Raw genomic sequence first — 22,255 nt, forward strand, 5'->3', positions numbered from 1 at the left:
GCGGTTGCGTGGCGGTATGGCTTTGTTCGGGAAAAGTCACGTCCAGCCAGCGGCAAGGGGCGTCATGATCTACCCTGACCACGGAGGAATAGAGCTGAATCAATGTGGCGAATAGCAGCGGCGCGGTACTTTCGGGCTGCCGGGCTCTGCTGAAGTCGTCGACTCATAGGGTGAATACAATAAAGAGTTGAACCCGCCGATGGGCAGTTTCTCGAGAATTGTAGTCCGCGCCTTATTCATCTTCTTGCTCAATTTAAGTGTGGGTGGGCATGCCGCGTCTGCGGCGACCGATGGATCGGCATCCGCCAACGCGCCCTCTACGGCGATCACGGTTTCGGATGATCTGCAAAAAATCCAGGACCGGCTCGACAGCCTTAAACAGCAGACCTCGGTCGCCACCGATTATGGACAGTGGGTGGTGCTCAAAGACTTCGTTCAGCAACTGACCAACGATGCCAATGCGTTGACGGTATTGCGCGTCCCGGTACAAACGCAATTACAGGCGCAACTTGATGTCCTGGGCCCGGTGCCCACTGCGGGTGCTGCGGTAGAAACACCGGCGGTCGCGCATCAGCGTTCGTCGTTGCTCAGCCGCAAACTGCAACTGGATACGGAGTTGCAGCAGTTGGTGGTGATCAAGGAAAGTGCGGCCAAGCTGGCGACCCAGATTGCCGAGATTCGCCGCACCCAGTTGGAGTCGCAACTGACACTGCGCTCGGGGAGTATTTTGAACCCCGGCTTCTGGTCCCCTTTTTTTGCCGCTCCCGTGGAAGACCGGCAGCGCCTGAACGCGTTCGCGAGTCAGATGGCGATTGCCATGAGTGCGGCCTGGCAACCTGCACAGCGAACGGTGGGCTTCGCCCTGGTGGTGTTCGCGCTGCTGCTGTGTACGTTGGGTCGCCGTCTTGCCGAAAAACTGCTGACCCGTTACTGCATGCACCACTTGCCTGAGGGTCGCTTGCGGCGCAGTTCATTGGCGTTGGCGACGACGCTGTGTACCGTACTGACCGTGGGTTGCGCGCTTGAGCTGATCTTTCTGATCTTTACGCGTCAACCGCAACTGGCGCCGACGGTGCAGAATTTCATCGATGAGTTTGAAACCTTGTCCTTGACCTGCGTGTTGCTGGCCGGGCTGAGCAGGGCGCTGTTATCCACGGAGCGCCCTTCCTGGCGGCTGCCAGCGATGGCCGACCCCGTGGCACTGGCGATGAAACCCTACCCCGGGGTGTTCGCCGTGGTGTTAGTGATATGTGGCACGTTCCTGAGAATGACCAATGTCATTGGATTGAGTCTGCCAAGCGTGATTGCCGGGCGTGGGGTGATGGCGCTGAGCATGATGTCGATTGTCGGCGTCGCCATGCTGCGCACCAATCAGGTCCGAAAAGCCATGGCCGCCGCCGGTAATCCACCGGAAGCAAGGTCGACGTTTGCTGGCTTGATCCATGCCAGTGTCTGCCTGGTGGTGGTGATCGCGTTGTTTGCCGTATTGATTGGCTATGTCTCGTTTGCCACGTTTCTGACCTATGAACTGGTCTGGTTTTATATCGTCGTTTCCAGTTTTTACCTGCTGTCGTTACTGTCCAGGGATATTTGTGAAAGCGTGTTTTCGCCGAAACACGCGAGCGGTAAGGCGATCAAACAACTGGTAAGTTTTGGTGACTTGCAGCTGGAGCAGGCCGCCGTGGTGTTATCCGGGACCGCCAAAGCCCTGCTGCTGTTGTTTGCCAGTGTGGCGTTGTTTGTCGGCGGTTTCGGCGCGCACCTGGGTGAGTTGGTCGACAACACAGTCGAAATTTTGGGTGGGGAAGGACTGCGTCAACTGGACATCGTGCCCAGGCATTTGCTGAATGCGATCATGATTTTGGCGATCGGCTGGTATTTGATTCGCTCGCTGCGCAAGTGGCTGGACGCCGAGCTGTTGCCGAAAACCGATATGGATCCCGGCATGCGCACGTCGTTGAGTACGCTGTTCAGCAATATCGGTTATACCTCGGTGGCGCTGCTGACGTTTTATGCGCTGGGCGTCAAATGGAGCAACCTGGCGTGGATCGTCAGTGCGCTGTCGGTGGGGATTGGTTTTGGCTTGCAGGAAATCGTCAAGAATTTCGTCTCTGGATTGATCCTGCTGACCGAGCGCCCGGTCAAGGTTGGAGACCTGGTCAGCATCGGCGGGGTCGAAGGCGACATCCGCCGTATCAACGTCAGAGCCACGGAAATACAGTTGAGCGACCGCTCGATCGTGATTGTTCCCAATTCGCAGTTGATTTCCCAGAACCTGCGTAACGTCACCATGGGCGGCAGTGCCCAGGGGGTGGCGATGCTGGAAATGACCTTTGCGCCCAACATCGATCCGGAGCAGGTCAGAACCCTGTTACTGAACACTTACCTTGAACATAAGGACATTCTCGAAAGGCCCGCGCCGTCGGTCAGGTTCATCCAGCTGACGGCGGAAGGCGTCATGTTACGCGTCACCGGGTTCGTCAGCAGCCCGCGCATCGTCGGCAACATCAAGAGCGAACTGTTGTTCGAGATTCTCAAACAACTGAGTGCGGCCGGGATTTCGTTGACCAATCCCCAAACCTGACCTTGAGGGTGCAGATGTTGGTGGGCGGGACGGCGTGGCTGTTCCGACGAGCTGCAAGGCCGCCACTGGCACCCCGGCCTTGCTTGTCTATGCTTTAGTTTCTCAACCGCCCGGCTTGCAGTACGACCCTCGTGGTCGTGCGATTGTGGTTGCGGCTTTGCCTGTGCCGCCAAGGATTGATGCGCAGCGCAAAGGAGCCCCAACATGCCTGACGTCCAGCGATTTCTGGTCAAAATGCTGCCGCCCGCAGCAGGTACAGCCCTGACGCTCGCGGGGGCTTCACTCACGTTCCGCCCTTTGTTCTCCAGTATCGGCGTCCCCAAAGATCTCGCCGCAGGCCCACAGGCGCAATGGCATGTGGTGGAAGCGGGCCTGTCGCTGACGGCTGGCAATCCGTGGGACCTTTGCCATGCCATGGTCACTCGGGGGCTGAGGATGGCCGGTGCAGCCCCGCTGTTCGCTGAACCTGACTTGACGCAAAGCTGGCTGAGCGGCTCTGCGCAAGACCAGCAAATGGCGCTGACCGCCAGTTGTGCCGTCGATCCGCAGGACAAGGGCTTCCCCGTTGGCAGCAATAACTTCTGGTACCAGGATGCCCAGCACGGCCAGTTTGCCGGCCTGCTCAAGCAGCTTGGCAATGTGCCGCTGGCCAAGGCCGTGCGCGTAGCCCATCTGGATACTGGCTATGACCCGGATCACCAGTGCCTGCCGGTCGGACTGGAGCGCAATCTGGCACGCAATTTTGTCGACGCCAACCGCCCGAACGATGCGACGGATGATACCTCCGGGCTATTGAACAACCTCGGGCACGGCACGGGCACGCTGAGTATCCTCGCCGGTTCACCGGTAACGGGCCTGAGCGGGCTTGGTGCGGCGCCTTTCGTCAAGGTAGTACCGATTCGAGTCGCCAACCGGGTGGTACTGTTCAACAACAGCGCCATTGCGCAGGCGTTCGATTATGTCCATGGTCTGTGCCAGAACGCTGCCACCTCGGTGCAGGTGGTCAGCATGAGCATGGGCGGTGTGGCCAGCGAAGCCTGGGCGGATGCGGTCAACGCCTTGTATGAGGAAGGCGTGGTGGTAGTGACCGCCGCGGGCAACAATTTTGGCAATTTGCCGACCCACAACATTGTTTATCCGGCGCGCTTCAATCGCGTGATCGCAGCCTGTGGCGTGATGGAAAACCACACGCCGTACGCCGACCTGCCGCGTCAGCAGATGGCCGGCAATTATGGGCCGAATAGCAAGATGAATACCGCCATGGCGGCCTATACACCGAACGTGCCCTGGGCCAAGTTCGGCTGTAGCAGTGTGGTCGATTACGACGGCGCCGGCACTTCCGCCGCCACGCCGCAGATTGCCGCCGCCGCTGCCATCTGGTTGCAAAAGAATGGGACGGCCTGTAGCACATATCCGCAAAAATGGATGCGCGTCGAGGCGGTGCGCAAGGCGTTGTTCGACACGTCGCTTAACAGCAATCCAGACAGGTTCGGGCGCGGCGAACTGCGCGCGTTGGACGCCTTTAACGTACCTGCCGCCAAAGCCAGCGACCTGAAGCAAGAACCTGCCGATTCGGCGTCGTTCGCCTTTTTACGGGTGCTGACCGGGCTGGGCATGACCAGTTTCAGTGGTGCACAGCAACGCATGCTTGAGCTGGAGGCGTTGCAGCTGTCGCAGTCGGCGTCCGTCGAGGCCATTCTGCCCGACCCGAATGTCGATCCGGATTCGCTCACGCTGGCACAGCGAGTCGCTATTGCCCAGGCACTTGCGCAGCATCCGAGAGCCTCGCAAGCGCTGCGTCGTGCCTTGCAGTTGAGCGCGGCGGTGGTCCCGGTACCGGGCAGCTCCAGCTTGTCGCTGCCGCCCGCGCCGCCCAGCAGCAGGCTGGACCAATTGCAATTGCAGCAGGCGCTGTCGCCACAGCCACCGACACCGGTCAGCCGCAGGCTGCGCGTGTATGCCTACGATCCGTCGTTGGGGCGCGCACTGGAATCGGTGGCGATCAATCAGACCACCCTGAGCTTGCTCTGGGAGCCCGAACTGGCGCCGGGCCCGGTGGGCGAGTACCTGGAAGTGGTAGACATCGATCCGGCCAGTGGATGCTGTTATGCCCCGGTCGACCTCAATGACCCGCGCCTGTTGGCCTCCGATGGCTTGCAACCGTCTGAAGCCAATCCACAGTTTCATCAACAGATGGCCTACGCGGTGGCGATGAACACCATCCGTTACTTTGAGTTGGCGCTGGGGCGTGTAGCGTTGTGGGCCCCACGCTTCACCGCCAACCAGTCGCACTACGTGCAGCGGTTGCGCATTTACCCCCATGCGTTGCGCGCCGCGAATGCGTTTTACAGCCCTCCGCGCAAAGCGTTGCTGCTGGGTTACTTCGAGTCCACCGGGGACGGTGTCGGCGCCCCGGGTGAAACCATTTTTACCGCGCTCTCCCACGATATTGTCGCCCACGAGACCACCCACGCGTTGCTCGATGGCCTGCATCGGCGCTTCATCGAACCGACCAATCCGGATGTGCTGGCCTTTCACGAGGGCTTCGCCGACATTGTCGCGCTGTTTCAGCATTTTACCCTGCGTGATTCGCTGCGGGAGCTGCTGGCGCGTTCCCGTGGCGACCTGTCTCAAGGATCGATGCTGGCCTGGCTGGCCGTGCAGTTCGGCCGGGCCACCGGTCATTACAAGGCCTTGCGCGACGCCATCGGCACCGAAGAGCAGGACGCCAATGGTGACTTCATCTGGAAGCGAGCCAAGCCCAGCACCAGCGATTACCAGAGTAAAACCGAAGCGCACGATCGAGGCTCAGTGCTGGTCTCGGCGGTGTTCGATGCGTTCTTGCAGGTCTATAGCCGACGTGCGCTGGTGCCGATTCGGCTGTCCACCCATGGCTCGGAGGTGTTGCCCGCGGGCGCGTTGCAAGGCGATCTGGTCGATGCCCTGACCGACCTGGCGAGCAAGGTGGCCAAGCACGTGCTGACCATCTGCATCCGCGCGCTGGACTATTGTCCGCCGGTGGACATCACCTTTGGCGATTTCCTGCGCGCAGTGATCACGGCGGACCAGGACCTTGTCGCCGACGACCCGCATGGTTATCGCGTGGCGTTCGCCGCCGCGTTCATGGCGCGCGGGATCTACCCCGAGGGCCTGCGGACCTACTCGGTCGACACCCTGCGCTGGGAACCGCCGCTGCTACCGCTGGGGCATCTGGAGCAACTGCTGCCCAAGCTGAGTTTGCAATGGACGCTGCAGACCCGTCGCGAAACCGCGTGGTCGACATCGCGCTCGAACGCTGCGGTTTTCCACGCTTGGCTAATGGACAAAAAGCAGGTCGGCGACGATGAGCTGGCCGCACTCGGATTACACCGCAAAGCCATTCCGAACTATCCGCTGTCGATTGGTAATCAGGTGATTGCTTGCAGCATGCACGGCATCGAAGTGCACTCGGTCCGACCGTCGCGGCGGGTAGGGCCGGATGGGCAGTTGCTGTCGCAACTGGTGGTTGAATTGACTCAGTCGTTGTACGCGAAGGACGGCAGTCGCCGGGTGTTTCGCGGTGGGGTCACGCTGTTGATCAACACGGGCAGCTGTCAGGTGGCGTATGTGGTGCGCAAGCGCCTCGACCAACCGGCGCGCATCGAACGCCAGCAGCAATTCCAGGACACACAAATGCAGGCCATGACCGACAAATATCGTGGGCTTCAAGGGCTGTTAGCCGAACCATTCGCACTGCTGCATCGGGATCAGGGAGCATGACATGGCCAGTAACACTACGCCGTCTCGGCGTGCCACCGTGCGTACTTATCGGCACGGTCTCGGTGATTGTCATCTGCTGACGTTGTATGGCGCGGGCGACGCGACGTACCGGATCCTGATCGACTGTGGCGTTATCCTCGGCACGGAAAACGCCGCGAGCAAGATGACGCAAGTCATGGATGATGTGGTGTTGGCCAGTGGCGGCAAGGTCGATCTGCTGGTGGCCACGCACAAGCATTGGGACCATGTTTCCGGCTTTATGCAGGCCTCTGCGGCTTTTGCCAAGCTGGCGGTCGGTGAAGTCTGGATGGCCTGGACCGAAGACCCGCAGGATGCTCAGGCCAAGTCACTGCAGGCGGACCATGACCAGGCGTTAGCGATGTTGCAGGGGGTCGCCGCGCGGATGCAGATGGACGATCCGGACAACGACCATGCGCTTAACGATCTGCTTGGATTCTTCGGTGCTGCCGCGCGCGTCACCACCCAAACCGCGTTGGATGCGGTACGCGCCAAAGGCAAGGGCACGGTGCGTTATTGCGATCCCAAGGATGCGCCCCGGGACTTGCCGGCGTTCGGTGCGCACATCTACGTGCTGGGGCCGCCGCGTGATGAAACCCGGCTGAAGAACATGTCACCCCCGAGTTCGGCCCAGGACAAAACCACCTATAAAATGGCGCTGGACAGTTACCACCGGTACATTGCCGATGCGATCGGTGCCGACGAAGCGCAATTGCCGTTTGCCCGGCCCTACAACATCCCCGTCCAGGTCGCGCAATCGGTACCGTTTTTCCAGCAACGCTACTGGAACCAGGAGGACTGGCGGCGCATCGATGACGGCTGGCTGGACGATGCCACCGGGCTGGCCTTGCAACTGGATAACGTGGTCAACAACACCAGCCTGGTGCTGGCCATCGATCTGCAAGAGGCCGGGGTGCTGTTGTTTGCCGCCGATGCGCAGGTGGGCAACTGGTTGTCCTGGGGCGACTGCAAATGGACGTTGCCGGAGGGAGAGACGGTCAGCGGACACGACCTGGTCAGCCGCACCACCTTTTACAAGGTGGGGCACCACGGCAGTCCCAATGCGACCTTGCGTGAAGGCGGGTTGGAGCTCATGACCCAGCTCAACGTGGCGGTGGTGCCGGTGGACCATGACATGGCGTTGAAGCGCCGTTGGGGCTCGCTGCCTCTGGACAGTCTGATGAAGGCGCTTGATCAACTCACCGCACCGCGCGGCTTCAGCCTGCGCACCGACACCAACCCTGGTGCGTTAGCCGTGCAGCGGGGCGTTCGCAGTACTGCGCTGTATTTCGAGATTGATGTTTGAAATACGCGTGGAGCCATGGACGCCCCGCGCGGAAAAAAACCGGCCAAGGCCCGCAAGGCGATTGCCGAGGATATTTTGCGTGGTGGGGTGAGCATTATCAGTTTTATTGACGGCAGTGATTGATTAGATTCGCGAGACTTAACATTCGTAAATGTCTATGCATTCAGTTAGTTACGCTAAAAATACGTTGACACGCCTTGAAGAAACCGTAGGATGCGCAACGACAGCAGGCACGTAGCTCAGTTGGTTAGAGCACCACCTTGACATGGTGGGGGTCGTTGGTTCGAGTCCAATCGCGCCTACCAAACACAATCCGCTCTGCTGGGCGGTCTAGAAGGGTCAACCGAGAGGTTGGCCCTTTTTGCATTCTGGGTTTCAGACTTTGCACGCGTTTTGCAAATGTTTCTGAAATTCCCACCTCACGCCGCGCATCCGGCAAGTGCGACCCGGCGGGTGCACCAAAAAGTATCCTTGAGACAGCTCGATTTCCTGACAATCGGAAACGTCCTGGCATTCACGAAAACTTGTCGTACAAGTGAAAGGTAAATTGTATACAAAAAAGTGGATATTGGTTTTGGTTTATGTCTACAGTTGGCGCACAACAACAAAGCGAGATGTGTTCTCCCATGAAAATCTCCACCGCTACCACGCCTGTCGGGCGACGCCCGGAAGATGAAAACCTCGGTATTGGCGCCAACCTGGCCTACGGCCTGCAGCACGTTCTGACCATGTATGGGGGCATCGTTGCGGTGCCGCTGATTCTTGGCCAGGCCGCAGGGCTGTCACCGGCAGACATCGGTTTGTTAATCGCTGCATCCCTGTTCGCCGGTGGGTTGGCCACGCTCCTGCAAACTCTCGGTATTCCGTTCTTCGGCTGTCAATTGCCGCTGGTTCAGGGCGTTTCGTTTTCGGGCGTGGCAACCATGGGGGCGATACTCTCCAGCGATTCGGGCGGTGGTATACCGGCAGTGCTGGGGTCGGTGATGGCGGCTTCGTTTATTGGGCTTCTGATAACGCCGGTGTTCTCGGGGATAACCAAGTTCTTTCCGCCGCTGGTGACCGGCATCGTTATCACCACCATCGGCCTGACCCTGATACCCGTCGCGGCGTTCTGGGCCATGGGCGGTAACAGTCACGCCGCCGACTTCGGCAGCATGGCCAATATTGGCCTGGCCGCACTCACCTTTATCATCGTGCTGCTGTTGAGCAAGTTGGGTAGTGCAAGCATCTCGCGCCTGTCGATCCTGCTGGCGATGGTGATCGGCACCCTGATCGCCGTCGCGTTGGGCATGGCCGACTTCTCCAAGGTCGCGGAGGGTCCGATCCTGGCGATGCCGTCACCGCTGCATTTCGGTATGCCGACGTTCCATATTGCGGCCATCGTATCGATGTGCATTGTGATCATGGTGACCCTGGTGGAGACCTCGGCCGACATCCTGGCGGTCGGTGAAATCATCAATACCAAGGTCGACTCCAAGCGCCTGGGCAACGGCCTGCGCGCCGACATGCTGTCAAGTCTGCTGGCACCGATCTTCGGCTCTTTCACCCAGAGCGCCTTCGCCCAGAACGTCGGTCTGGTGGCGGTGACGGGTGTCAAAAGCCGCTTCGTGGTCGCCACCGGGGGCGTGTTTCTGGTAGTGCTTGGCCTGTTGCCGATCATGGGTCGACTGGTCGCCGCCGTACCCACCCCGGTGCTGGGCGGCGCGGGCATTGTGCTGTTCGGTACCGTCGCCGCCAGCGGCATCCGCTCCCTGGCGAAGGTTGACTACCGCAACAACATGAACCTGATTATCGTCGCCGCCTCGCTGGGTTTCGGCATGATCCCGATTGCGGCGCCAAACTTCTACGAGCACTTCCCGACGTGGTTCGCCACCATTTTTCATTCGGGCATCAGCTCAGCAGCGATCATGGCGATTCTGCTGAATCTGTTGTTCAACCACTTCACGGTCGGTAACTCGGACCAGCAGTCGGTGTTCGTCGCGGCCACCGAGCGCACCTTGCGTTATCACGACATTAGCGCGCTGGAAGACGGTGACTATTTCAAGGGTGGCAAGGTTTACAACGCGGCGGGCAAAGAGGTCCCGTTGGTGGGCGGAAGTGATCACGAAGCGCCGTCGAGCACGCGCCAGCCGGTTCCCTTGGAAACCGCTGGGGACTGAAGCGGGTATCTCAAGGCAAAAGTGCTGGCATGACCGGTTCATGCCACACAGAGTAACGCGATCCACTGTAGGCGCTGCCGCAGGCTGCGATAAGGTCCGAAGGACCTTCAGCCATTTGGAAAGCACGACTGCTGCACAGCCGATCGCAGCCTTCGGCAGCTCCTACAGGGGGTAATGCGCATTGCCTGAAGACATGGAGTCATCTACGCGCCAACACCTGTGCGGTGTTGGCGCGTAAGCCTGATCAGCCCGCTATCAGTTCACGAGCAGCCTGCCGGTGATCGGCAATCAATTGTTGAATATCCAACCCCTCTACCTGACCGTCGATGACGCGCCACTGACCGCCGATCATCACGCGGTCGGCTCGGTCTGCGCCGCACAGCAACAGCGCAGATAATGGATCATGGCTACCGGAGAAGCGCAGTTCATCGAGTTTGAACAGGGCCAGGTCGGCCTGCTTGCCGGGTGCCAGTTCGCCGATGTCGGTACGTCCGAGCAATTGCGCCGAACCTCGAGTGGCCCAGCCCAGCACACGCTCTGGCGTGATGACCTCGGCACCGTAACGCAGACGCTGCAGATAGAGCGCCTGACGCGTCTCGAGGATCATGTTGGACGCATCGTTGGACGCCGAACCGTCGACCCCCAGGCCCAGCGGGGCGCCAGCCTCAATCAGGTCTATGGTCGGGCAGATGCCTGAGGCCAGGCGCATGTTCGAGCTCGGGCAATGGCAGACCCCGGTACCGGCCGCGCCCAGTCGGGCGATTTCGTCGGGGTTGAAGTGAATACCATGGGCCAGCCAGGTACGCGGTCCCAGCCAACCGACGCTGTCCAGGTAATCCACCGTGCGCAGGCCAAAGCGTTGCAGGCAGAAGTCTTCTTCGTCGAGGGTTTCGGCCAGGTGGGTGTGCAAGCGCACATCAAGTGTTTCGGCCAACTCGGCACTGGCGCGCATGATGTCGGGGGTGACCGAGAATGGCGAGCAGGGTGCCAGGGCTATCTGGATCTGAGCGCCGGCACCGCGTTGGTGGTACGTCTCGATCAAGCGTTGGCTGTCGGCGAGGATCACTTCGCCCTGCTGCACGGTCTGCTGCGGTGGCAGCCCGCCGTCGGCCTCGCCCAGGCTCATGGAGCCGCGGGTGAGCATGGCGCGCATTCCGAGCTCGCGGACGGTTTCGACCTGTACGTCGATGGCGTTTTCCAGGCCGTCAGGGAACAGGTAATGGTGGTCCGCCGCCGTGGTGCAGCCCGACAGCAACAACTCGGTCAATGCGACCTTACTCGCCAGTTTGAGTTTCGCGGGGGTCAATCGTGCCCACACCGGGTAGAGCGTCTTCAGCCAAGGGAACAACGGTTGGTTGACCACCGGCCCCCAGGCGCGGGTCAGTGTCTGGTAGAAGTGATGATGGGTGTTGATCAGACCGGGCAACACGACGTGTTCTCGGGCATCGAAGACCTGGTCCCAGGGGCTTGAGGGCTGCTGCCCTTGAGCCAGCACTTCAACAATGATGCCGTCTTGCAGCACCAGGCCGCCACGGGCGTCCAGCGTGTTGGCCGTGAAAATGGCCAGGGGATTTTTTAACCAGATGCGGGTCGCAGGCATGTGCCGGCTCCTCTGAAAGTGGGTTCAGGTTTGCCAGCTCAGTGTTGTCCTGTCTGCTGATCCAGGTCCGCCACGGGGGCGACGTCGCAGTCTAACGCCTCGTTGTGGCTGATTCAATTCGCTGGGTTAGCACGCCTGGCTGTTTATGGGTGATGGATAGCCTCTGCGTACTATCAATTTCAACGATATCCGCTACCAATTCGATTGACTTCTTAATAGTAGGGCGCCGCGTAGAATCGGCTCCATACCCACTGACAACTTCTAAAACATTGCGGAGCACACAACATGAACACTTCTAAATTCATCTTCGGCTTGGCGTTCTCGGTACTGGCTGGCGCGACCTTCGCAGTTCCAGCGTTCGCAGAAAATGGTTCGGCACATATTCATTCTGCTCATGTAGCAGCTGACGGTGCAGATCACGTTGGCGCAAACCGCGTCGCCGCTGATGGTGCAGATCACGTCGGTGCAAACCGTGTAGCTGCTGATGGTGCAGATCATGTTGGCGCGAATCGTGTTGCTGCTGATGGCGCAGATCATGTTGGCGCGAATCGTGTTGCTGCTGATGGCGCAGACCACGTCGGTGCAAACCGCGTCGCCGCTGATGGCGCTGACCATGTTGGTGCAAACCGCATCAGCTAAGATATTCCGCTTCAAACCCAGCCCGGCCTTGGCCGGGCTTAATTTTGGGCGCTACAAAAGCAGGGTGGCAGGCTTGTTGGCGAAGGGGGAGTCAGTCCCGCCGCTGAAGCAATTGGGACTGAAGGGAGTGAAGGGCAACCCGGACGGATCGCCCCTTGTCTTGATCAGGCGGTCTTCACCACTCCTTTGGCCACTCTGATGCGATACACCACATATATCACCGCCACCCAAACCGGCATCAAGTACACCGACACCTTGATCCCTGGAATCATCAGCATCACCCCCAGTATCAACGCCACGAAGGCCAGGCACAGGTAGTTGCTGAACGGTGTCCAGAATGCCTTGAAGCCCGGGGCCAGGCCTTGTTGGTTCATGGCCTTGCGGAATTTGAGGTGGGTGATGCTGATAACGATCCAGTTGATGATCAGCGAGGCAACCACCAGCGCCATCAGCAGCTCCAGCGCTTCTTGCGGGGCCACATAGTTGACCACCACGCAGAGCAGGGTGACCAGTGCCGAGACGCCGATGGCCAGCACCGGTACGCCTTGTTTGTTGAGTTTCATCAGTGCCTTGGGCGCGTCGCCTTGTTCAGCCAGGCCGAACAGCATGCGACTGTTGCAGTACACGCCGCTGTTGTAGACCGACAGCGCCGCCGTGAGCACCACCACGTTGAGGACCTGCGCCGCCGCGTCGCTGCCGATCAGGGCGAAGATCTGCACGAACGGGCTGCCGCTGTAGGTATCACCGGAGGCGCCAAGGGTTTGCAGCAGTTGGTCCCACGGGTAGAGCGACAACAGCACGGTCAGCGCACCGACGTAGAAAATCAGGATGCGGTAGACCACCTGATTGATGGCTTTGGGGATGACTTTGCGCGGTTCACTGGCTTCGGCGGCGGTGATGCCGACCAGTTCCAGGCCACCGAAGGAGAACATGATGAAGCACAAGGACATCAGTAGACCGCTGATCCCGTTGGGGAAGAATCCGCCGTGGTTCCACAGGTTGCTGACCGATGCCTGTGGGCCGCCCGTGCCGCTGATCAGCAGGTAACCACCGAGGGCGATCATGCCGATGATGGCCACCACCTTGATGATCGCGAACCAGAACTCGGTTTCACCAAAGACTTTGACGTTGGTCAGGTTGATCAGGTTGACCAGCACGAAGAACACCGCCGCGCTGGCCCAGGACGGAACGTCCGGCCACCAGAACTGCACGTATTTGCCGACGGCGGTGAGTTCAGCCATGCCGACCAGCACGTACAGCACCCAGTAGTTCCAGCCGCACAAAAAGCCCGCATAACCGCCCCAATACTTGTGGGCGAAGTGGCTGAAAGAGCCGGCCACCGGTTCCTCGACGATCATTTCGCCCAACTGGCGCATGATCAGGAAGGCAATGAAGCCACAGACGGCATAGCCGAGGATCATCGCCGGCCCGGCGGACTTGAGCACCCCGGCCGAACCGAGGAACAGCCCGGTGCCAATCGCACCGCCCAGCGAGATCAACTGGATGTGGCGGTTTTTCAGCCCGCGCTTGAGCAGCACTGGCGTCAGGTCGTCACCTGTCATTACTTCACCTTTTTGAATAGTTATTTTTGCGGTCGGTCCGCAGCAGACAAGGCTGAACTGGCGGGTCGACAAAAGCCGCGTGGATAGTAGAGGTCCAGGCGGGTTCGCTCAACCTTTGGCCGCCTGAAGTCTGGCAAATATTGGCTCTGATAGGCACGTTCAAGGTTCAATTGCTCCGTTCAAGCGCGAGAGCCTGTTAATCATAAGCACAAAAATAGCGCAATCATTTTGTGCGTTCGTACGAAGCTTGTTTGATTTTTTGCGTGGACAATCCAAGGGACCTTGGCATGCCCGGGGTGGTTTGCCTCGGGCAGCCTCAAAAAAACAAGAGTGAACCTCATGAATAAACCGTCTGTTTCAGGCCTCGTCAGCGAGGGCGAAAAAAACGCCGTCTATCGACGCATCGCGCTACGGCTCATCCCCTTTATCTTCATCTGCTACCTGTTCAACTACCTGGACCGGGTCAACGTCGGCTTCGCCAAATTGCAGATGCTCGATGCGCTGAAGTTCAGCGAAACCACTTACGGCCTCGGCGCCGGGATTTTCTTCATTGGTTACGTGCTGTGCGGCTTGCCGTCCAACCTGGCACTGAACCGCTTCGGTCCACGGCGCTGGATCGCGGTGATGATGATCAGTTGGGGGCTGCTGTCGACCTGCTTGCTGTTCGTCACCACGCCGATGCATTTTTATGTGCTGCGCTTGCTCACTGGCGCTGCCGAAGCCGGGTTTTTCCCGGGCGTGGTGTTGTACCTCTCGCGCTGGTTTCCCGATGCCCGTCGCGGTCGGATCATGGCGTTGTTCATGAGCGCGATTCCCGTTTCCGGATTGCTCGGCAGCCCGTTTTCCGGCTGGACCCTGAGCCACTTTGCAGCGGGTTCCGGCGGTTTGGCGGCCTGGCAATGGATGTTCCTGATCCAGGGTATCCCCACGGTAGTGCTGGGTTGCCTGGCGTATTTCCTGCTCAGCGACAGCGTAGCCAAGGCCCAGTGGTTGAGCCCGCAGGAGCGGCAGATGGTGGCCGACGACCTCGACGCGGATGCGCGCAGCAAGCCGGCACAAACTGTAAAGGCGTCCATCGGTGCGATCCTGACCAGCCCGTTGATTTGGACCCTGGGCTTCATTTATTTCTGCATCCAGAGCGGTGTGTACGCGATTAACTTCTGGCTGCCATCGATCATCAAGAGCCTGGGCTTCAGCGATTCAATGCTGATTGGCTGGCTGAGTGCGATTCCTTACCTGCTGGCGGCGGTATTTATGCTGGCGTGTGGGCGCTCGGCGGATTTGCGTCAAGAACGGCGCTGGCATTTGGTGGTGCCGATGCTGATGGGCGCCATCGGCTTGCTGATCGCGGTCAACTTCGCCAGCAATCCGACCATCGCCTTGATCGGCCTGAGCATCTCGACCATGGGCGCGTTGACCGGGCTGCCGATGTTCTGGCCAATGCCGACCGCGTACCTGAGTGCTGGCGTGGCCGCGGGCGGCCTGGCGGTGATCAACTCGGTGGGCCAACTGGCCGGGTTCCTGAGCCCGTACATCGTCGGCTGGATCAAGGATCAGACCGGCTCCACCGACATCGCCCTGTATTCGCTGGCCGGCCTGATCGTGGTCGGCAGCATCGTGGCCTTCAGGATGGCCGGCCAGACGGCAGCACGAACCGCGGTCGCCTGAGGTGTATTGCCCGGCGCCGAACTTTCGTTCGGCGCCTTTCAGCATCGGTCCGCCAGTCGCAGGATGATGCCAAAGGGCAAAAGCGTGCCTTATCTTCCTGCCGTTGATTGAGTGTCTGCCAGCGCCAGCAGTTCTTGCTCGGTTAGAAAAAACGCCTGGTTATCAGCCATGCGTTGGATCACGAAATCTATGAAGGTACGCACCCTGAGCGGCAGTTCGGTGCGATGCCCGTAGTACATGTAAACACCTTCCCGCCGGGTGACGTGCTGTACCAACAGCGGTACCAGGCGCCCGCTACGGATCGGGGAGGCGGCGCTGAAACTGCCCAGTTGGCCGATTGCCAGGCCATCGAGAACGGCTTGCGCCTCGGCGTCAACATCGTTGCTGCAAATCGCCGCGCGCACTTCGCGATAAATTACCTCATCCCCCATCTGAAACGACCACGGCGCCAGTTGCCCGGTATTGGCCTGGCGATAGCCGCTGCACCGGTGGTGGGCGAGGTCGTCGATGGCTTGCGGCGTGCCGTGGCGCTCGAGGTAGTGGGGCGAGGCGCAGATGATCATCTGGATCGGCAACAAAAAGCGCGCAATCGCACCGCCCGACGGTTGCGCACCACCACGGAAACCAACGTCGGCGCGATCGCTCACCAGATCGGTGAAGTGATCGTCGTACTGAATGTCCAACTGCACCTGCGGGAAGGCGGCGGCGAACTCGGCGAAGCACGGCCAAAGCATCGAGGTGCCCAGGGCTTTAGGCGCGCTGATGCGCAACACTCCGCTGACTTCCTCGGCTGCGTTGCGCGCTACAGCGAAAGCCTCGGTGAGGATCGTAATGCCCGGTTTTACTGCGTCTAAGAAGCGTTGGCCTTCTTCGGTCAGGCTCAACTTGCGTGTGGTGCGATGAAACAGGCGTATGCCCAACGACTTTTCCAGCTGCATGACGGCCTGGCTGGCTGCTTGCGGTGAAATGCCTTGATCGACAGCGGCCTTGCGCAAGTTGCCGAGGGTCGCCGCCTGAATAAACGTGGTGATGGCGCGGATTTCGTTCATGGCAGCTCCATGGATTCGCAAGCAAATGCGGATTATCAAACCATGGATTGTGGTCTAGTTTCGTTTCAATATCTCCCTATGATTGGCTCATGTTCATCACAACCCTGGAAGAAAAAATCATGACCATTCAATCCGCTTACAAACGTGTGTGGCTTATCACTGGTGCTTCCCGTGGTATCGGTGCGCTGATTGCCGAAGCCGCCCTGAAAGACGGCAACGCGGTCATCGCAGCCGGTCGTAACACCGACGCCATCACTGAGCGCCTGGGCAATGCGCCTGGCTTGTTGGCGGTCAAGCTGGACGTCACCGACAAAGCGCAGATCGACGCTGCGATCGAGTTGGCGATCAACACCTTCGGCCGCATAGATGTGCTGATCAACAACGCCGGTTTTGGCTTGTTGGGCGCGGTAGAGGAAACCAGTAAGCACGACATGCGTCGTCTGTTCGATACCAACGTGTTCGGCGTGATGAATGTCACCCAAGCGGTATTGCCGCACATGCGGGCGCAGCGCTCAGGGCATGTGATCAACATTTCTTCGATTGGCGGTTATCGTTCGGCGGCTGGATTCGGTGTGTATTGCGCAACCAAGTTTGCGGTCGAGGGGCTGACCGAAGCGCTGCACGATGAACTCAAGCCGTTGGGGATTCATGCGACGGTAGTCGAGCCTGGCTATTTCCGTACCGACTTCCTTGATGCGTCTTCGCTGGTGAAGTCGGAGCGGATCATCGACGACTACGACGCCACCTCGGGCGCGGTTCGCCGCTTCGCTGCGGGCTTAAACCATCAACAACCGGGTGATCCGGTACGTCTGGCGACGGCCATGGTGACCCTGGTTGATGCGCCAAAGCCACCGCTGCGTCTGGCGCTGGGCACCGATACGCTGGCGGCGATTGCCGAGAAAAATGCCTACGTTGAACAGGAAACCCAGGCTTGGGCCGAACTGTCGGCCTCCACCGACTTTCCAAAGTAAACCTGACGTTTTACCTGCGTACAGCAAACGGCCCCGATCAATCGGGGCCGTTTTGTTTGTGGTGTGTGCCTATCGGCAAGCGTTACTCCTTCAGCGGTTTCAACCAGTGCCGCCGGCAAACTGTTCTCTGGTGAACGCTTAGGCATCTCTGCCTCCAGTGGGGGGATGTGTTAGAGCACGAAGGCATCGGATTGTTTATGTGCCTATCGATAGGTAGATATTTGCGATTTGATTGAGCACTTGGTCAAGCCTGTCTAATCAAAAGTGTATCGGTGTTTGGTGGGGGCAAGGCATCAGAGGCTATATTTCGTTGCTTGGTATCGGAAAAAATCCATTGACCAAAGATTTTTTCGTGCCTAGTATCTGCCTATCGATAGGTAGATAAAAATCAAATCCTTCGATAACCCCCCACACCATTACCTACCGACCGGTAGCCATAACGAGATTGCAGATGAAAATTTTTGATTGTCCTGGTGCTCCAAACCCGGCCCGTATCCGTATCGTTCTGGCAGCCAAAGGCCTCGATTCGAGTGTCGAGTTCGTCAAGGTCGATTTGATCGGCGCAGAGCACAAACGCAGCGAATACCTTGAGAAAAATCCCCTCGGTACGCTTCCGGCATTGCAACTGGATGACGGCACCTATCTCGCTGAATGCACGGCGATTACCGAGTACCTGGATAACCTCGATGGCAACCCGATCCTCACTGGCAAGACGCCGAAGGAGAAGGGTGTGATTCACATGATGCAGAAACGTGCCGAGTCCGAACTGATTGACGCCGTCGGTATTTATTTTCACCACGCAACGCCGGGGCTTGGGGATGATTTGCGCCCGTACAAAAGCCCGGAATGGACGGACCGCAGCGTGTGGGGCAACAAGCAACGCGACAAGGCGCTGCAAGGCATGAAGTACTTCGATCAGGTGCTCAAGAGCACGCCGTTTGTGGCGGGACAGCAGTTTTCCATGGCCGATATCACGGTGTTTGCCGGCCTGATGTTTGCTGATGTGGCGGGTATTGAAATCCCTGAAACCTGCGTTACGTTGAAAGCCTGGCGTGCCACCGTTGCAGAACTGCCGAGCGTGAAAAACCGCAGCGGGCAAAACTTCGACGCCGAGGATCTGCGCCGCCTGGGCTTCTGATTCCGGTTAAGTACTGCGCGCTACGACAAACACCTCCGGCACCTTGAACAGGTGCCGGAGGTGTTTGTCGTGGGGGGCGTGGCTGAATCAGGGAATCAATCCCGCGTTGCGGTAGGCTTCGAGGGTGTCGTCGAACATCGAGATGTCATTGCTGCCTCGCGCCACCAATTGCGCGCCCTGAATGGCAGCGAAAATCGAACCGGCGCGGCGTTTGAGCAACTCGGGTGCGGCATCGGGCGTGCGCAACGCCAGCACTTGAGCGATCCACTGAATGCTGGTCTGGGTGAACTCATTCACTGCGTCACGCACGTTGACCGGCAAGTCGTGATGCTCGGCGGCCATGATTCCACACAGGCACATGCGGTTGTCGTTCTCCAGTGCCGAGCGGAAACAACTGGCGAAGTTGGCCATCAGGGTGGCGGGGTCCTGAGATGCCTCGAAAGCGCTTTGCAGATAGTCGGTCGCTTCCTGGGTATAGGCGCGGGCCAAGGCGACGGCGAGGTCACTTTTGGTGGGGAAGTGGTAGTGAATGCTCGCGCTTTTGATCCCGACTTCCTTGGCCAGTTCGCGAAAGCTCAGGGCGTTGTAACCTTGGGCCTGCACCGTTTTGCGGGCGATCTGCATGATGATCTGTTTGGTGTCGGGGTGGGCCATCGGCGTTGTTACCTGAAGAAGTCTTGGTCTGGAAAAAAGAGAAAGTTACTGTATATCTTCCGATAGGTAGATGCCATTGATATCCTGCTCCTGTCGTCGAAGATGCCCCGTCGCCCAGACCTTGCGCTGTCACGTTGCACGGGGCGGTGTGTCAGATACGCCGCCATCGCGAGCAAGCTCGCTCCTACAGTGGATCTATGTTGGGCTCCAAATCTGCAATTGCCCCCGATTCGGTGGAGATTCTATTTTCTCAAGCAACACATTTGACCCCTGTAGGAGCTGCCGTAGGCTGCGATAAGGCCGGAACGGCCTTCGCGATGTCGATTGATCGCAGCCTGCGGCAGCTCCTACAGGGGTTTTGTGCCTGCCGCAGAACCACTGTGGCACGTCAACCATCCGCACCACCGCCATCGCCTACACGATGTCCACGCGATTCACACAGGCCAAGGCCGCCGAGCACCGAACCTATCCAGTAGGATAATTGCGCCGATGGGCGAAGCTCTCTAGGCTGGCCGCTTACTCATGGAGGGCAAGCCAGCGCTTTCCCCCGCCATTTCAGACTGCGTGTGAGTGCGATGATCAAACTCGGACAAACTACTGTCTCGTTGGAGTTGAGAGAGGTGTTCAGGAATGGGCAGGCGATCCGCCTGGGCAGTCGTGCGTTCGATATTCTGGAGCTGTTGATCAAGGCGCAAGGGCGAATGGTCAGCAAGGACGCGCTGCTCAAAGCGGTCTGGCCCGACACCGTGGTCGAAGAAAACAACCTGCAAGTGCACATCTCGGCCTTGCGCAAGGTGCTGGGGACTGAGCGCGAGATCATCAAGACCGTGCCCGGTCGTGGCTATCGGCTGCTGATCGAAGCCGAGTCGCTGCCTGCCTGCGCACCCTTGCCGGCTGTCGTGCAGTCGCCCATCGCAGACCCTGCTGTCGGGCTGATCGGTCGCGAGCCGCTGTTGGTCGAGGCAATGGCCGCGCTGGCAACCGGCCGGGTCCTGACTTTGCTCGGCCCCGGAGGCGTGGGCAAAACGGCGCTTGCCCGCGCCTTGGCTGCGCGACTGCAAGGCCAGGACGCGCTCAACATCTGCTTCGTCTCGCTGGAAAAGCTGCAGTGCGAAGAGTTGCTGGTGGAAGCCATTGCCTGTGCGCTGGGGGTCGATTGTCTGGCCGAGGCCACTGCGGAACAGAGCATCGCCGCGCGGCTCAAAGATCACCGCTGGCTGATCGTCCTCGACAATTGCGAGCACCTGATCGAGTCAGTCTCGCGGTTGTGCGAGCACATTCTGCAGTGCTGTGCCTCGGTCAGCATCCTCGCCACCAGCCGTGAAGCGATGCGCATCAGTGTCGAGGACACCCTGTGTGTCGGCGGGCTGGAGTTGCCGCTCAAGTGCTATGGCCCGGAGTTGATCGCACGCATCAGTGCGGTCCGTCTGTTCCTCGAACGGGCCGGGGCCTTGGGCAAGGCCTATCGACAGGACCCGGAACAATTGCAGCAGGTGGCCGAGCTATGCTGTCGGCTCGACGGTTGGCCGCTGGCGCTGGAGATGGCCGCCACTCGCGTGTCCTTTTTGGGCCTGGCGCAAACCCTGGCCCAGCTGGACGCGGGTGTGCACTTGCTGACGGCGTCCTCGCGCACGGCCGCGCCACGGCACCAGGCATTAAGCGCATCGCTGGAGCTCAGTGATCAATTGCTCGAACCTGTACAGCGTCAGGTACTGCGCCAGATGGCGGGGTTGCCGGCCAGTTTCAGCTTTGCCGACGCTTGTCAGGTCGGCGCGGCGTCCGGGCTTTCAGTTGAAGCCCTGATTGACTGCATCAGCGGTTTGATCAACACGTCCTGGCTGAACCTGTGCCAGACCCATGATTGTTATTGGATATCCAGCATTGCGCGCAGTTACCTGTTGGCCCGATCCGAGACCATGACTGTGGCCGTGACCAAGCCGGAGGCGACCACCGCGTGCAGTCGGCCGATCCTCTGGGAGCCGGACCTGTTGCTAAGCGGTAGGTCCGCCACTGCCAGCGCGTTTTCCTCTGATGAATCACCCAGGCCGCCCTCCCAGGTGCTCAAAGGCGACTCATTCGACACTGAATCGGGGGTGGTCTATATCGTCGACGATGAGCCGTCAGTCCGTGTCGCGCTGGACCGATTGCTGCGCTCGGCCGGGTTCAGTTCCAGGAGCTTCGCCAGTGCCGATGAGTTTCTCGCCGAGCCGGCCTCGAGTCAGCCCGCGTGCCTGCTGCTTGACGTCAACCTGGCCAGCGCCAGCGGCCTGGAGCTGCAGGCTGAGCTGCGCCGGCGGGGTAGCCAGATACCGATTATTTTCATGACCGGTTACGGCACCATTCCATTGTCGGTGAAGGCCATGAAAGCGGGTGCCCACGAATTTTTGACCAAACCGTTCGATGACGAACAATTGCTCGAGTCCATCCGTCAGGCGCTGCGCCAGGACCAGCACGCGCTGGGCGCGCGGGTGAAGATCGCCGACCTTCGGACGCGCTTCGAGACCCTGACACCTCGGGAGCGACAGGTGCTGCCCCTATTGATCGAGGGCAAGCGCAATCGGCAAGTCGCGTTGGAACTGGGTACCCGTGAGATCACCACCAAGGTGCATAAAAAGCACGTTATGACAAAAATGGGTGCAGGGTCGCTGTTAGAGTTAGTGAAAATGTGCGAGCTACTGGGAATGGTCTCTTCGGTGGAAAAGCACGCTAATCCATAACGCCGGCCTGGTCAGCATTACCGACCCTTGGGTTCACTCACTTTAGTTCGCGCGAAGATCCCCCTATGATCACGGTCTGCGTCGTCGATGATGATTTCTCGGTCAGGAAAAGCCTCTCCAACCTGCTCAAGTCGGCGGGATACCGCGCGGTCAGTTTTGCCTCGGGTGAAGAGTTTTTAAGTTCAACGGCCGTGGATGAATCGGCATGCGTGTTGCTGGACCTGAAGATGATCGGCATGCAAGGGCTGGAAGTTCAGCATCGGTTGCACGAAGCAGGCAAATCGCTGGGTGTGATCTGCATGTCGGCGCACGACGACGATGATTCGGTGCAGCGTGCCCTGGCCGCTGGCGCCGTACGCTTCTTGCGAAAACCCTTTTCCGAAGATGTTCTTTTAGCGTCGATCATGGCAGTGCTCGACCGCAGGTAAGCA

At 59.4% G+C, this 22,255-nt stretch carries 14 protein-coding genes and 1 tRNA gene; 11 read left to right on the plus strand and 4 right to left on the minus strand.

Annotated elements, in window-relative coordinates; all coding sequences use genetic code 11:
- The first annotated feature begins 199 nt into the window (after positions 1-199).
- From ACF0H7_RS13965 to ACF0H7_RS13985, 5 genes are all read left to right on the plus strand, one after another.
- Entirely contained in the window at positions 200-2,584 is a 2,385-nt protein-coding gene (locus ACF0H7_RS13965) for a DUF3772 domain-containing protein (protein WP_397453328.1), read from the plus strand.
- Positions 2,585-2,788: 204 nt separating this feature from the next.
- On the plus strand, positions 2,789-6,343 hold the full coding sequence (locus ACF0H7_RS13970) for a S8 family serine peptidase (RefSeq protein ID WP_397453329.1): 3,555 nt from the start codon (positions 2,789-2,791) through the stop codon (positions 6,341-6,343).
- 1 nt (position 6,344) lies between these two features.
- Positions 6,345-7,667 (plus strand): hypothetical protein, encoded by a 1,323-nt coding sequence (locus ACF0H7_RS13975; RefSeq protein ID WP_397453330.1) that lies wholly within the window; start codon positions 6,345-6,347, stop codon positions 7,665-7,667.
- Between the two features lie 228 nt (positions 7,668-7,895).
- Positions 7,896-7,972 (plus strand) — tRNA-Val (locus tag ACF0H7_RS13980).
- 321 nt (positions 7,973-8,293) lie between these two features.
- Entirely contained in the window at positions 8,294-9,826 is a 1,533-nt protein-coding gene (locus tag ACF0H7_RS13985; protein WP_397453331.1) for a nucleobase:cation symporter-2 family protein, read from the plus strand.
- A gap of 244 nt (positions 9,827-10,070) precedes the next feature.
- Here the strand turns inward: ACF0H7_RS13985 and ACF0H7_RS13990 are convergent, their stop codons facing one another.
- Positions 10,071-11,426 carry an 8-oxoguanine deaminase gene (locus ACF0H7_RS13990; RefSeq protein WP_397453332.1) on the minus strand — a complete coding sequence of 452 codons (1,356 nt, stop codon included), beginning with the start codon at positions 11,424-11,426 and terminating at the stop codon, positions 10,071-10,073.
- A 285-nt stretch (positions 11,427-11,711) separates the two neighbouring features.
- On the opposite strand from ACF0H7_RS13990, the gene ACF0H7_RS13995 reads away from it, so the two are divergent.
- On the plus strand, positions 11,712-12,065 hold the full coding sequence (locus ACF0H7_RS13995) for a hypothetical protein (RefSeq protein WP_397453333.1): 354 nt from the start codon (positions 11,712-11,714) through the stop codon (positions 12,063-12,065).
- A gap of 164 nt (positions 12,066-12,229) precedes the next feature.
- On the opposite strand, the gene ACF0H7_RS14000 is transcribed toward ACF0H7_RS13995, so the two are convergent.
- The gene (locus ACF0H7_RS14000) at positions 12,230-13,627 is read right to left on the minus strand and encodes an amino acid permease (RefSeq protein WP_397453334.1); all 1,398 of its coding nucleotides are present in this window, start codon (positions 13,625-13,627) and stop codon (positions 12,230-12,232) included.
- Between the two features lie 339 nt (positions 13,628-13,966).
- Between ACF0H7_RS14000 and ACF0H7_RS14005 the strand changes: the two genes are divergently transcribed.
- Positions 13,967-15,295 (plus strand): MFS transporter, encoded by a 1,329-nt coding sequence (locus ACF0H7_RS14005; protein ID WP_397453335.1) that lies wholly within the window; start codon positions 13,967-13,969, stop codon positions 15,293-15,295.
- A gap of 89 nt (positions 15,296-15,384) precedes the next feature.
- Here the strand turns inward: ACF0H7_RS14005 and ACF0H7_RS14010 are convergent, their stop codons facing one another.
- Complete coding sequence (locus tag ACF0H7_RS14010) at positions 15,385-16,344, minus strand: LysR family transcriptional regulator (protein WP_397453336.1); 960 nt, start codon at positions 16,342-16,344, stop codon at positions 15,385-15,387.
- A 119-nt stretch (positions 16,345-16,463) separates the two neighbouring features.
- Between ACF0H7_RS14010 and ACF0H7_RS14015 the strand changes: the two genes are divergently transcribed.
- Both ACF0H7_RS14015 and ACF0H7_RS14020 read left to right on the plus strand, forming a co-directional pair.
- Entirely contained in the window at positions 16,464-17,315 is an 852-nt protein-coding gene (locus ACF0H7_RS14015; RefSeq protein ID WP_397453890.1) for an oxidoreductase, read from the plus strand.
- Positions 17,316-17,766: 451 nt separating this feature from the next.
- Complete coding sequence (locus tag ACF0H7_RS14020; protein ID WP_397453337.1) at positions 17,767-18,453, plus strand: glutathione S-transferase family protein; 687 nt, start codon at positions 17,767-17,769, stop codon at positions 18,451-18,453.
- Between the two features lie 87 nt (positions 18,454-18,540).
- Here the strand turns inward: ACF0H7_RS14020 and ACF0H7_RS14025 are convergent, their stop codons facing one another.
- Positions 18,541-19,107, minus strand: a complete 567-nt coding sequence (locus tag ACF0H7_RS14025) for a TetR/AcrR family transcriptional regulator (RefSeq protein WP_397453338.1) — start codon at positions 19,105-19,107, stop codon at positions 18,541-18,543.
- A 620-nt stretch (positions 19,108-19,727) separates the two neighbouring features.
- Between ACF0H7_RS14025 and ACF0H7_RS14030 the strand changes: the two genes are divergently transcribed.
- Together ACF0H7_RS14030 and ACF0H7_RS14035 are read left to right on the plus strand one after the other, a co-directional pair.
- Complete coding sequence (locus ACF0H7_RS14030) at positions 19,728-21,824, plus strand: response regulator (protein ID WP_397453339.1); 2,097 nt, start codon at positions 19,728-19,730, stop codon at positions 21,822-21,824.
- 65 nt (positions 21,825-21,889) lie between these two features.
- A complete protein-coding gene (locus ACF0H7_RS14035) occupies positions 21,890-22,252 on the plus strand; it encodes a response regulator transcription factor (protein WP_397453340.1) in 363 nt (120 codons plus the stop codon).
- The last annotated feature ends 3 nt before the right edge of the window (positions 22,253-22,255 follow it).

The sequence above is a fragment of the Pseudomonas sp. NA-150 genome, assembly GCF_044336365.1.
Classification (GTDB): domain Bacteria; phylum Pseudomonadota; class Gammaproteobacteria; order Pseudomonadales; family Pseudomonadaceae; genus Aquipseudomonas.

Coding starts and splice junctions, on each gene's coding strand:
- ACF0H7_RS13965 (WP_397453328.1), top strand. CDS start 200: ATGGGCAGTTTCTCGAGAATTGTAGTCCGCGCCTTATTCATCTTCTTG.
- ACF0H7_RS13970 (WP_397453329.1), top strand. CDS start 2,789: ATGCCTGACGTCCAGCGATTTCTGGTCAAAATGCTGCCGCCCGCAGCA.
- ACF0H7_RS13975 (WP_397453330.1), top strand. CDS start 6,345: ATGGCCAGTAACACTACGCCGTCTCGGCGTGCCACCGTGCGTACTTAT.
- ACF0H7_RS13985 (WP_397453331.1), top strand. CDS start 8,294: ATGAAAATCTCCACCGCTACCACGCCTGTCGGGCGACGCCCGGAAGAT.
- ACF0H7_RS13990 (WP_397453332.1), bottom strand. CDS start 11,426: ATGCCTGCGACCCGCATCTGGTTAAAAAATCCCCTGGCCATTTTCACG.
- ACF0H7_RS13995 (WP_397453333.1), top strand. CDS start 11,712: ATGAACACTTCTAAATTCATCTTCGGCTTGGCGTTCTCGGTACTGGCT.
- ACF0H7_RS14000 (WP_397453334.1), bottom strand. CDS start 13,627: ATGACAGGTGACGACCTGACGCCAGTGCTGCTCAAGCGCGGGCTGAAA.
- ACF0H7_RS14005 (WP_397453335.1), top strand. CDS start 13,967: ATGAATAAACCGTCTGTTTCAGGCCTCGTCAGCGAGGGCGAAAAAAAC.
- ACF0H7_RS14010 (WP_397453336.1), bottom strand. CDS start 16,344: ATGAACGAAATCCGCGCCATCACCACGTTTATTCAGGCGGCGACCCTC.
- ACF0H7_RS14015 (WP_397453890.1), top strand. CDS start 16,464: ATGACCATTCAATCCGCTTACAAACGTGTGTGGCTTATCACTGGTGCT.
- ACF0H7_RS14020 (WP_397453337.1), top strand. CDS start 17,767: ATGAAAATTTTTGATTGTCCTGGTGCTCCAAACCCGGCCCGTATCCGT.
- ACF0H7_RS14025 (WP_397453338.1), bottom strand. CDS start 19,107: ATGGCCCACCCCGACACCAAACAGATCATCATGCAGATCGCCCGCAAA.
- ACF0H7_RS14035 (WP_397453340.1), top strand. CDS start 21,890: ATGATCACGGTCTGCGTCGTCGATGATGATTTCTCGGTCAGGAAAAGC.